Source organism: Pedobacter yonginensis (assembly GCF_003173595.1).
Taxonomy (GTDB): Bacteria; Bacteroidota; Bacteroidia; order Sphingobacteriales; family Sphingobacteriaceae; genus Pedobacter; species Pedobacter yonginense.
In genome coordinates, this window is sequence record NZ_QGNZ01000005.1 from 1 (window position 1) to 12139 (window position 12139).

At 36.7% G+C, this 12139-nt stretch carries 13 protein-coding genes; 7 read left to right on the top strand and 6 right to left on the bottom strand.

Annotated elements, in window-relative coordinates:
• Window positions 1-5 precede the first annotated feature (5 nt).
• The 3 genes from DHW03_RS19715 (at window position 6) to DHW03_RS18005 (ending at window position 1319) form a co-directional block, all read left to right on the top strand.
• On the top strand, window positions 6-92 hold the full coding sequence (locus DHW03_RS19715; protein WP_394340900.1) for an IS3 family transposase: 87 nt from the start codon (window positions 6-8) through the stop codon (window positions 90-92).
• A 406-nt stretch (window positions 93-498) separates the two neighbouring features.
• Window positions 499-819: an ArsR/SmtB family transcription factor gene (locus DHW03_RS18000; protein WP_109927247.1), complete on the top strand. Its 321-nt coding sequence runs from the start codon at window positions 499-501 to the stop codon at window positions 817-819.
• The gene (locus DHW03_RS18005) at window positions 816-1319 is read left to right on the top strand and encodes an SRPBCC family protein (RefSeq protein ID WP_109927248.1); all 504 of its coding nucleotides are present in this window, start codon (window positions 816-818) and stop codon (window positions 1317-1319) included. The genes DHW03_RS18000 and DHW03_RS18005 overlap by 4 nt, the downstream gene beginning before the upstream one ends.
• A gap of 117 nt (window positions 1320-1436) precedes the next feature.
• Here DHW03_RS18005 and DHW03_RS18010 read toward each other — a convergent pair whose 3' ends face one another.
• A complete protein-coding gene (locus DHW03_RS18010) occupies window positions 1437-3944 on the bottom strand; it encodes a S9 family peptidase (RefSeq protein WP_109927249.1) in 2508 nt (835 codons plus the stop codon).
• Window positions 3945-4119: 175 nt separating this feature from the next.
• Here DHW03_RS18010 and DHW03_RS18015 point away from each other — a divergent pair, with 175 nt between their 5' ends.
• The 3 genes from DHW03_RS18015 to DHW03_RS19735 are packed head-to-tail and all read left to right on the top strand — an operon-like array spanning window position 4120 to window position 7106.
• The gene (locus tag DHW03_RS18015; RefSeq protein WP_109927250.1) at window positions 4120-4998 is read left to right on the top strand and encodes a polysaccharide deacetylase family protein; all 879 of its coding nucleotides are present in this window, start codon (window positions 4120-4122) and stop codon (window positions 4996-4998) included.
• 53 nt (window positions 4999-5051) lie between these two features.
• Window positions 5052-5915 (top strand): polysaccharide deacetylase family protein, encoded by an 864-nt coding sequence (locus DHW03_RS18020; RefSeq protein ID WP_109927251.1) that lies wholly within the window; start codon window positions 5052-5054, stop codon window positions 5913-5915.
• Window positions 5916-5954: 39 nt separating this feature from the next.
• Complete coding sequence (locus DHW03_RS19735) at window positions 5955-7106, top strand: RsiV family protein (RefSeq protein WP_109927252.1); 1152 nt, start codon at window positions 5955-5957, stop codon at window positions 7104-7106.
• A 95-nt stretch (window positions 7107-7201) separates the two neighbouring features.
• Here the strand turns inward: DHW03_RS19735 and DHW03_RS18030 are convergent, their stop codons facing one another.
• From DHW03_RS18030 to DHW03_RS18050, 5 genes are all read right to left on the bottom strand, one after another.
• Window positions 7202-7654, bottom strand: a complete 453-nt coding sequence (locus DHW03_RS18030; protein WP_109927385.1) for a 3-oxoacyl-ACP synthase — start codon at window positions 7652-7654, stop codon at window positions 7202-7204.
• A gap of 31 nt (window positions 7655-7685) precedes the next feature.
• On the bottom strand, window positions 7686-8030 hold the full coding sequence (locus tag DHW03_RS18035) for a DUF1801 domain-containing protein (RefSeq protein WP_109927253.1): 345 nt from the start codon (window positions 8028-8030) through the stop codon (window positions 7686-7688).
• Window positions 8031-8103: 73 nt separating this feature from the next.
• Window positions 8104-8679 (bottom strand): nitroreductase family protein, encoded by a 576-nt coding sequence (locus DHW03_RS18040; RefSeq protein ID WP_109927254.1) that lies wholly within the window; start codon window positions 8677-8679, stop codon window positions 8104-8106.
• A 91-nt stretch (window positions 8680-8770) separates the two neighbouring features.
• Entirely contained in the window at window positions 8771-9325 is a 555-nt protein-coding gene (locus tag DHW03_RS18045; RefSeq protein WP_109927255.1) for a hypothetical protein, read from the bottom strand.
• 97 nt (window positions 9326-9422) lie between these two features.
• Window positions 9423-10238, bottom strand: coding sequence for a hypothetical protein (locus DHW03_RS18050; protein WP_109927256.1), 816 nt, complete (start codon window positions 10236-10238; stop codon window positions 9423-9425).
• Between the two features lie 263 nt (window positions 10239-10501).
• On the opposite strand from DHW03_RS18050, the gene DHW03_RS18055 reads away from it, so the two are divergent.
• The gene (locus DHW03_RS18055) at window positions 10502-12124 is read left to right on the top strand and encodes an ABC-F family ATP-binding cassette domain-containing protein (protein ID WP_109927257.1); all 1623 of its coding nucleotides are present in this window, start codon (window positions 10502-10504) and stop codon (window positions 12122-12124) included.
• The last annotated feature ends 15 nt before the right edge of the window (window positions 12125-12139 follow it).

The following is a 12139-nucleotide window of genomic DNA, read 5'->3' on the forward strand; positions in this document are numbered from 1 at the left end:
ATTACATTGAATACTATAATAACGATCGAATAAAACTCAATCTAAAAGGGATGAGCCCGATAAAATATCGAGCTCATCACATTAATAATTAATTTCTAATTTCGTCCAACTTTTGGGGTGCACTTCAAAAAAATGATCAGACTCTTTTTTTTGCACCTTAGATAGTCCAAAATCCTAAACCTAAGCCCAACTTTTTCTTATAATGTAGTACCAAACATTGATCGATATCTAGCCTATTTTAAAAAATTTGAAGAGCAAGTACAGCAGCTAGATTTTAGGCCACCCCCGCTATCGCTACAAGTCCGCCCCGATAAAAATCGGGTTACGGGCTTTCCGATTTATCGGGTCTAAGTGGCTCATTCCCAATAAATATCTACGTTTCTAAAACACACAATCGCTCAACTCAAAAAGTAAAAAGTTTTTTTATGAAAAATTTGCGAAACCGAATAGTTGCATATATATTTGCAACCAATTAGTTTCATTTAATTAATCCCGAAAATGAGAAGAGATGTTTTTCAAGCCATTGCAGACCCAACAAGGAGAGCCATTATTACGTTAATTGCCTTACAAGCAATGACACCAAATGCCCTCTCCGAACATTTTGAAACCAGCAGACAAGCCGTTTCAAAACACATCAAAATTTTAATTGAGTGTGAGTTGGTTAAACAAGACCACCAAGGCAGGGAAATTTATTATCAATTAAATGCCAATAAAATGAAAGAAATAGACACTTGGCTTGAGCAATTTAGAAAAATATGGGAAACCAGATTTAATCAACTTGATCAAGTATTATTAACACTTAAAAACAAAAAATCATGAGAAACGACTTGCTATTTGATTTTACCGTTGATAAAGAATCAAAAACGGTATTCATAAATAGAGAATTTAATGCACCAATTGATTTGGTATGGGATGCCTTTACCAAAAAAGAAATCCTCGATCAATGGTGGGCACCAAAACCTTGGGCCTCCGTAACAAAGGCGATGAATTTTGAAGTCGGCGGACGAAGATTTTATGCCATGGTAAGTCCTGAAGGAGAAGAACATTACTCTATTCAAAAATATACGGCAATTAACCCGAAAACAAATTTTAAAATGTTAAATGCCTTTGCAGATCCACAAGAAAATCCACAATTACCTGGCTCTAACTGGGATCTTAACTTCAGTGAAGAAGAGGGTATCACCAAACTTTCCGTTACCATTTACAACGACTCTTTGGAGCGAATGGAAAAAATGATTGAAATGGGCTTCAAAGAAGGCTTCAGCATGACGTTGAATAGCCTTGATGATTTATTCGAACAACTATCAAAGCAACCCTAAATGTAGCGCCTCATTGCTATATGATTGCACAAAATTATTTTTGATCTTAACCCACAATGGCTTGCATTTCTGCAAGCCATTGTAAATTAAACTGATATTGATTGAGAATAAAATCCCTTATTTGCCATTCTGCTCAATATCCCTGTCCATTTCCACCAAATCTACCCCGCTTGGATCCGAGAAATCTCCAATTAAATACTTATTAAAATGATCGGCAAGTTTCCAGAAAGCATATTCTGTTAAATCGCCATAAGCATGGCGCTGACCTGGTACAATTAACATATCAAATCTTTTACCGGCCTTAATCAGTGCATTTGCAACGCGAATGGTATTCGCCGGATGTACGTTGTTATCCACATCGCCCGTCATTAACAATAAATGACCCTTTAAGTTTTTGGCCAGATCTGGGTTTTTCTCAATATTGTATTTAAAGGTTGTATCCCCTTTGGCAGATATAATTTCTTTAACGCCATGATGCTTCTCGCTCCACCATCTGTTATAAATACTATTATCATGGTTACCAGAATTACTGACCGCAGCTTTGAAAAAATCTGGGTAAACCAACATGGCAGCGGTTGACATGAAGCCCCCACCAGAGTGCCCAGTGATGCCTACTTTCTGATCATCAATAAAAGAATACTTTGCAGCAAGTTGTTCTACAGCCGTTTTTTTATCAGCCAAACCATAATCACGTAAATTTCCATAACCGAAAGTGTGATACCATTTTGAACGTGAAGGATTTCCACCTCTATTTCCCACGGTGATTACGATGTAACCAAACTGTGCCAAACGCTCAGTACGATCCATACTTTTACTAAATGCTTTGTTTACCGCTTCAGTTTGTGGGCCAGGATATACATATTCAATTATTGGGTATTTCTTATTGGGATCAAAATCAAATGGCTTATACATTACTCCATACAAATCGGTGATGCCATCATCAGCCTTTACTTTAAAGGGTTCTGGAAATTTATATCCCGCCGTCATCAATAAAGAAAGATCGGTAGTCTCCAAATCCATCACCTTTAATCCATTTCTGTTGTACAGTGTAGATTTTGGCGCTGTATTAACGCGAGAGTAATTGTCAACGAAGAAGGTACTATTATCATTCATGCTCGAAGAATGATCAAAATCACCTGCATTAAGCAATTTCATGTTCGAGCCATCAAAATTAATGCTATACATATGAAGATAATAAGGATCTTCTTTAGCCTCTCTCCCATTGGCGGTGAAATAAAGCACCCGATTTTTTTCATCAATGTTGACTATACTTTCACAATGGAAAGAACCTTTTGTAATTTGATTTTTAAGTTTTCCATCACCATCAAAAAGATAAAAATGTGCCCATCCATCACGTTCGCTCCAATGAATTAGCTCTTTACCATCGTTAACCAAACCTGGCCTATTTACTTCCACATAGGTATTAAAGCGTTCGTCAATCAATGGTTTAACCGCATTGGTATTAATATCTACGGTGCAAATATCAATTCGCTTCAAATCCCTACTGGTGCGAGAGAAATAGAACTTGGTATCGTTACCTAACCAAACAGATGGGCGGAATTCATTATCACGATCTTTAGCCAAGGTGGGTTTACTCCAAACTGAAACGCTTTGATCTTTAAAAGCAGAGACATTTAATTTCTTGTAGGTTTTTGCAGGAAAATCAAAGAGCAAAACTTCATCTTGAGGGGCTTCAGCTTCACCTGGCATTTGGTATTTGTAGGTTTCTAAAGTTGGTCGGCCTGGGGTAACGCTATTAATTACCCAAAGATCTTTAACCTTTCTAGAATCGGTACGGTCTAACACAAAATACCTCGAATTTGGCGACCACAACACATAAGCTCCACGTCTTTTTTTATTGTTTTTTTCGTTTTCTACATTATTTTCACCATCTCCATCACTTCCGTATGAGTAAAATTTAACTCCATCTTTAGTAAGTTGATGTTCTACAATTGTACTGTCATCCTCATTTTTAACGGCTTTTTGGTAGTTGCTCTTATCCATCCAATATAAATTATAATTGCGTGAGAAGATAATTGCAGAAGAATCTGGAGCCACCGAACCCCAATTTGGTTTGGGTTTTGGTTTCGTAAAATTTGGCACTTCGGTTAACTTAGCGGTTGCGAGTTCGTACTTAAAGGAGTAGATTTTTTTCTGCATGGAATCGGCAGCCTTTTTATCCTTTCTATCTTTTTTCAACTCATCTACCGAGCTCTTTATTTCGAACGAAATGCTTTTTTCATCTGCAGCAAATTTTAAATTTTCTAATGGTAAATGCTCGGCATCAAACGGATCACGAACGATTAGAGTGATGTCCGCAGCAAGTTTAGCATTATCAAACATCTGTTTTTTGGTTTTAGCAACAGGATCAACTAAATACCAGAATTTCCCCTTTGGGCTTTCAAAATTATACCAAAAACGATTGCTCATTTTTAACCAATGCGGATCTACCGAAGTGGAATACACCATTTTCTTCAACTTATTTGGAGAAAACCTAGAAGCCAATTGATAGTTTGCCTTTGGTGTTGATTGAATATTTTCGCTTAGGGTAAAAGTTTTGGTTTGCGCTAAAGCTGTAAGGGATAACAACTCTGCGCAGAATAATAGTTTGTAAAACTTGTTCATTAATTTGCGGTTTGAGTTTGCTAAAATATTTAATTAAAGGCGATTAAATTTGTAAATTTTGTAATAAAAGCGATAGTTTCAATCAATTTGTGCTCGATTAAATAATTATCAACACATTTTTATTTAGTGAATATTTAATTAGCGGATTTTATAGTTTTGTAGCAAATACATTTATATGAAATTCAGATTCTTGAGCATAATTTCAGCAGGCCTAATTTTATTCGCCAGCTGTCAATCTAAATCACAAACCGAAAGTAAAAGCAGTAAAGATTCTACCGAAACTAAAGCTCAAATCGCGGAAAGCAACACTACCCCAACCGATGTTTCCAAAATTAAAGTGGCCGATGCCAAAACAATTTTGGCCAGGAAGCAAGTTCCCATTTTATGCTACCACCAAGTACGCAACTGGAAACCCACCGATGGAAAAGTAGGCAAAGACTATATCGTAGAAATTCAAAACTTTAAGGATCAAATGAAAATGTTGGTCGACAGCGGCTACCATACCATTTTGCCAAATCAGCTTTATGCCTATTTAAATACAGGTGCAAAGCTACCAAGCAAACCCATTATGTTAACCTTTGACGATACAGACATGGATCAGTTTACGGTAGTAAAACCCACGCTAGATAAATTGGGCTATAAGGCTGTTTATTTCATCATGACCGTTTCGATAGGTAGAAAGGGCAAGTTTGTTGATTATATGACCAAAGAGCAAATTAAGCAACTATCAGATGAAGGAAATGTTATCGGAAGCCACACCTACGACCACAAGAACTTTAAGAAATATGCTGGCAAGGATTGGGAGGAGCAATTGGACAAACCCACCAAAAAGCTTGAAGAAATTACCGGTAAAAAAATGACCGAGTTTGCTTATCCGTTTGGTTTGTGGAATGCAGAAGGCATACCCGAATTGAAGAAACGTGGATTTTTGATGGCTTACCAATTATCAACCAAACGTGATGAAAAAGACCCCCTATTCACCATCCGCAGGATTATCGCCAGTGGATATTGGAGTCCGAGAACATTAAGCAACAGCATTAAAAACAGTTTTTAAAATAGATTTATGAGCTCAGGCATCGTGCCTGAGCTTTACTAGCCTCCGAACACATGAAACGACTTTTCTATTTCGCCGTTATCATTCCTCTGCTTTTAACATCCTGCCATTCAAAATCCAATCGAAACAAATTATCTGTTCTACAGCAAGCTGAAACAGCAGAAAATAAAACACCTTCACAAGGTAAACCAGCTGATACCAAAACCATATTGACCAGAAAGGAAGTTCCTGTTTTATGTTACCATCAAATAAGAAACAGCCTCGCCAGCGATAGTAAAAGAGCACACGACGACATTATAGCGCCCGATAAATTTGCCCAGCACATCAAGATGCTAGCCGATAGTGGTTACCACACCATTTTGCCAGATCAGCTGTACAATTATCTGGTTTATGGCACAAAATTACCAACAAAACCCATCATGATTACTTTTGACGATACCGATGAAGATCAATTTACCGTTGGTGCATCAACACTAAAAAAATATGGTTTTAAGGGCGTCTATTTCATTATGACGGTATCTATTGGTAAAAAAGGACGGATTGGATACATGACTGCCGACCAAATTAAACAACTGTCGGATGAAGGAAATACCATCGCCAGCCATACTTACGACCATAAAAATTTTGCTCAATTTACCGATCAGGATTGGATCACCCAAATTGATGAACCCACCAAAAAACTCGAAAAAATAACGGGTAAGAAGGTGGAGTATTTTGCCTTCCCCTATGGTGTTTACAAAGCTTCTACTTTACATAAACTGCAAGAACATGGCTTCAAAGCAGCATTTATCTTATCTACCAAAAGAGACGAACAATATCCACTTTATACCATCAGGAGAATCATCGATCCGGGAAGATATACCGCTAAAAACTTGTATTACAGTATCAATAAAAGCTTCAATAAGCCAAAACAATAAGCCAAAAAATTTATTTAATAAGTATAATCATTACCAGCCATGAAAAAACTTATTTTATGTAGTGCCATCGCATTGGTAGCGCTAACAGCCTGTAACCGCAGTAAAACAGAAAACAGCAATACAGAAACCCTCGACTCCTCAAAAAACACAGTTGCCGATTTGCCAGAAAACTTTTACAAGCGCCTTGAAGGCGAAATAGCTGGAAAACACGTTGTGATGAACTTACAAAAAACTGGGAGCGATTATTCTGGAACATATTATTACAACGGTTCATGGTTAAACTTATCTATTGATACTTTAATTGGGAAAGATAGTGTCGTATTAAATGAAAACAATTACGCTGAATATTATTTTGATGAGCATGCAAAATCCAATCGCTTAGCGCTAAAATGGGTAGGTAATGGTTTTAACGGTAAGTGGATGAATGGTAAAACAGATACAACCTTTCCCATTAACCTTACTGAAAAATATCCAGCGGGTAGTTATTCCTTCTCAATTTCGACCTATCAGGATTCTATAAAAGCATTTCCACAAAAGGCAAAATCGCCTGTTGCAGAAATTGGTTTGAAAGCTTTAACGGCTCCAGAAAACGCTTGGCTAGATCAACAACTTAAAAAATTGATGGGTTTCAAGGATAATCAAACCAACTGGAACGCAGGATTGAAGAGCATGGCAAGTTCTTATTTAGAAGATTATAAAAAAAATGTTGCTGAATACGAAAAAGACGGAGATACCAATGTCGCATTTTTAAATTATAGCAACCACAGTAATCAAAGTTTGGTTTATAACGATAAGGATTTTGTAATCATCGAGCAGATGGATGATGATTATAGCGGTGGTGCACATGGTAATTATGCAAGCACATTCCACTGTTTAGATGTTAAAACAAAAAAGAAATTGGTGCTAAGCGATGTTGTAAAGGTAGATACGCTAATTTTACAGGGCTTGTTAGAAAAGAACCTTCGCAAGCAATACAATGTTAAAGCAGGAGAAAAATTATCAACTGTTCTTTTTGATGATTATTTAAAGCCAAACAACAATTTCTATTTTAACGATAATGGATTGGCGTTTTTGTATAATCCCTATGAGGTTGCAAGTTATGCCCAAGGACAAATTATTGTTTACATTCCATTTACAGAACTAAAACCTTACTTAACACCAGCTTTTGCAGCAAGAATTGGAATGAAGTAATTAAAAATTCTTCTCCCTGTATTCAATTTAGAAGGGGATAAGATCAAAATACCTAAGCTTCTCATTTAAAGTATATTGCCTTCATTTTCAATTATTTAATAGATTTCCTCGATTAAATATTGCTTCCCGTTGAAGTTGAGTACTTCTTTGGCTTTTTTGCCAATAAATAACTTTCCGATTGGGGAAGCTTGAGAAACGGCAAAAAAGGTTTTACCATCAAATTTGAGTTCTCCTGCACTCATACTGATGTAGAAATTACCTTCAGAAGTTAGCACCAAACTTCCGTTTTTAACAACCTTCGCAGCCTCCACGTGCTCTATTTGTTGTAAAGCAATTTTCTGCTGTCCGGCTTCATATAAAAGCTTGTTGTTGCGGTCCATTTCTTGTTGCATCATCTCGCGGGTGGTTTCGTATTTATCACCGGCACTGCTTTTTGTATCGTCATTTGATGCCTGCCGGGCTTGCTGTAGGGAATATTCGATGTTTTCGATTCTATTCTCAATAAAAGTTAAGCAAAGCTGATATAATGAAGATTTTAGATTAGACATATTTTGAAATGGGAATAATTGATCATGAGGTTTAATTACGAATTGCAAAAGCCTGTTTTAAAATGAATTCAATCTTATCTTTTGGAATATCTAACTGCGGATCGATAATGAAAATTTTAATTCTGGCTCTTTTCTCTTGCAACAAATCTTCGTGTTCTATTTTGTTTCCATCTACCAAACCAAGGTAGGGCTTATGGCGCTTTTTGTGCATCCAAAGATAGCAGAACATTTTTCCTTTAAAATAATAAAAGGGCATTCCATATTTCCAGTGTTCGGTAACTTGGGCATAACTTAATAAAAGCGATCTTAAATATTGTAAACAGCTTTTAACGGGTTCATTTTTCTCTGCAAAATAAGTATCCAGTGGGTTTAAGATGGCTAAACAACTATTAGATTTTAAATGTCAACAGGATAAGTATTTTATAGATACGATTGAACAACTGAATAAACTACTCCTCTATCCATTTTACTTTTTCTTCTATCGGGGTACGGTTTGGAGTCCACGGCTTTTCATTATGGTAGCCCATGTAAAATAAACCAATACACTTCTCATTCTGGTTAAGTTTAAGAAAGTTGCCCAAATCATCAATTATCGGTGGTGAGCTCCAATATGCGCCAACTTTTAGACTTTCGGCGGTTAAAGCCATATTTTGAACCGCGCAAGAAACTGCCGCCAACTCTTCCCATTCAGGAATTTTGCCACTTAACTGCATATTAATGGCAATAACACAATCTGCTTGGCTCGTTTTTTCTGCAAAGCTATCGTACTTTTTCTGTAAAAACTGTTGTGGCGCTACCAGGGCTTTATACAAATTACCGAGTTCTGCACCAAGTCTTTCCAAGCCAGTTTTTCTAATTACGGTGAAGCGCCAAGGTTGGGTTAATTTATGTGTGGGTGCATAGTTTGCACTTTCTAAAATTTGATTAATGACCTCAAGCGGAATCTCCTTTTTGATGTAACTAGCTGGAAAGATACTGCGCCGTTCTTTTATAACTTTTATTAAATTTTCGTAAGCTGTTGTCATTTGGTAAATATAAGCTAATTGGTTAAGAATTGTGGCCTGAGGAAGAATCAAAGAAGTATTTTGACATTCGGATTCTGCCCGACTATTCTTTTTACTTGATAAGTTTGAGCTGTTTCCTAATCTGTTTAACTTTTGCAAAAAAGGCAATGCTTTCCTTATCCACTAGAAAATCCATCGTTTCGATTAACTCTTCCTTTATCCAACCGTGTTTAGTGCTTAAATTGGCGAGAATATTTAAGCAATGAGATTTAACGGCGACAGGTATTTTTTCATCAATGAGCCAAGCAAATACAACCTCTACTATTTTGTTGGTATCGTACTCAGCAACAATCTTTTTCAAAGCTGGTGAAGCATTTTTCTTGGTTATTAGAGCGAGAATTTTAACGAAATGCCTTAATGCCGATAAATTAGTCTGGTTAGAGAAATGATCAAGAAAATAAATTGTGGTGGGCAAAAACCGCTCTTGATGGCTGGAATACACATTTTCTAAAATCCATGCCGCTCTGAAACCGATTTGTGCATCTTTATGAAAACTTAGATTGATTAGATCTTCTATTGAAAACGTTTCTTCAGATGTGATGGCTGCAAGTTTTTCAACTCTGCTTTTTCCAATGGGCTGTTGTATGATGTCGATTAAATATTGCATAAATCGCTTCCATAAGTGCTTGAAAATAAAAATGCCTTTACCGTTGGCTTCGCCTTCGGTAAAGGATTTCCAATAATAAAGCTTAAATAGCTATCAATCAATGTTCAGGAACAAAAATTTTATTTCCGAATATATCGGTCTTATACGTACCAATTTTTTTTCCGTTTTTATCTTCCACAATCGTATCACCAAAGATATCAAGTCTTTGTTTTGAGATTGTATTTCCCTTTCCATCTTCGATAATGGTGTTGCCAAAAATATCTACTTTTTGTTTTGATATGACATTGCCTCTGCCATCTTCCTTAATTAAATTCCCAAAAATATCCACCTTTTGTTTTGAGATCACATTACCGCGCTCATCTTCATTTATAATGTTCCCAAAAATATCAGTTTTTTGCCTACCAATGGTTTGCCCGCTCCCATTTTCAATGATGGTGTTCCCTAAAATATCCTTTTTATAAACATATAAGGTATTGCCATGCTCATTTTCGATAATTCTATTTCCAAAAGTGTCTTGCTTTTGTTTAACAGCCGTTGTCCACTTTCCAGTTAAGGGCACCAAGGTTTCGACAACCTCATCCCACTTGGTTTCTAAACCTATTCCATTAGGTGTACGAATTATAGTATTGCCATAAAAATCTTTAGTTTGCTTACCGATCACCTTACCCTCCTCGTTTTCCAACAGAATGTTATTGAAAAAATCTGTTTTCTGAGTTGCAATGGTATTGCCTTGATTGTCAACAATGATGGTTTTACCAAAAAAATCCTTCTTTTGCTTTCCGATCGGGTTATCCTTTTCATCAACTATAACCGTATCACCAAAAAAGTCAACTTTATACTTATAGTTTGTAGTTTGACCGTGAGCCAATGGCCCAATAATAGACATTAGAATGCCTAGTGTTAATTTTTTCATAATGTTTCATTTTGTGTGTGAACTAAAATAACGAAATGAAATTAGATTTTAAGCATTTTTTTCGCCAATTCATTTATAAACTAATCCTAATGTTGATTTTACCAAACATTGCATTAAGAAGGCAGTTTAATGAAGCTTCTCAATGGATGATCGATTCAGTCAGCAATCGTTAAACATTCAGATCATTATGCCCAAACCATTTACGTTGTACCTTTTTCCCCTCAACCTTTTTGCCTATCTTTGCGGCTTATTTATTTCACAGCATGATTTCAGTTTCTAATTTATCCCTACGATACGGCAAACGCACTTTATTTGAAGATGTTAACCTAAAATTTACTCAAGGCAATTGCTACGGTGTAATTGGCGCCAACGGTGCAGGTAAATCTACTTTCCTTAAAATTTTATCGGGAGAAGTGAGCCAAACTTCTGGCAGTGTAGCTTTTACCCCAGGAGAACGTATGGCGGTTTTGAAGCAAAATCACTACGAGTTTGATGAGTTTACGGTACTGGAAACGGTTATGATGGGCCATAAGGAACTTTACGCCATCATGAAAGAGAAAGATGCCATTTACATGAAAGAAGATTTTACCGAAAAAGACGGCGAACGTGCTGGCGAATTGGAAAATATCTTTGCTGAAAAGGATGGTTGGAACATGGAAAGCAATGCAGCAACCATGTTGAGCAACTTGGGCATTACAGAAGAAAACCATTATAAATTACTTAAGGAACTCGATAATACTCAAAAAGTACGCGTATTATTAGCGCAAGCCCTATTTGGTAATCCTGATATTTTGCTTTTGGATGAGCCTACCAACGATTTGGACATTGAAACCATTGCTTGGTTGGAAAATTTCTTGGCGGATTATCAAAATATCGTATTGGTTGTATCTCACGATAGGCACTTTTTAGATGCAGTTTGTACACACATTGTAGATATCGACTTCAGCAAAATGAGCATTTATACGGGTAACTATACATTCTGGTATGAGTCGAGTCAGTTGGCTTTAAAACAACGAAGCGATCAAAACAAAAAGACTGAAGATAAAGTTAAAGAGCTTCAAGAATTCATTCGTCGTTTTAGTGCCAACGCGTCCAAATCAAAGCAAGCAACCTCGCGTAAAAAGGCTTTGGACAAGATTGACATTACCGAAATCAAAGCTTCAAGCAGAAAATATCCAGCCATTATCTTCAACAATACAGGTAGAGAAGCCGGAGATCAAATTCTACAGGTTGAAGGTTTGGGCAAAACTGGCAACGACGGTGTTTTATTTGATAAAATTACCTTCATGGTAAATAAGGGCGATAAAATTGCCGTTTTATCTCAAAACAGTTTAGCCACCGCAGCGTTTTACGATGTTTTATCTGGTAGAGATACCGACCACAAAGGCGAATTTAAGTGGGGCGTAACCATTAGTACGGCTGATATTCCAAACGACAGTTCAGAATACTTTTCTGGTAAGGATGAAAACTTGGTGGATTGGTTGCGAGAATATTCTGGAACCGATGCCGATGAGCAATTTGTACGCAGCTTTTTAGGCCGAATGCTGTTTTCTGGCGAAGAGGTGTTGAAAAACGTAAAAGTGCTTTCTGGTGGTGAAAAAATGCGTTGCATGTTCTCTAGAATGATGTTGCAACAAGCAAACCTATTGATGTTTGATGAGCCAACCAATCACCTTGATTTAGAATCGATTGAGGCACTAAATAATGGCATGAAAGATTTCAAAGGCACCATTCTATTCACCTCACGAGATCATCAACTTACTGAAACAGTGGCCAATAGAATTATCGAAATTACCCCTAAGGGAACGATTGATAAACTGATGACTTACGATGAATACATCAATAGCGATGAAGTTGCAAAACTCCGCGAAAGCATGTATGCCTAAATAAAACTTAAAACC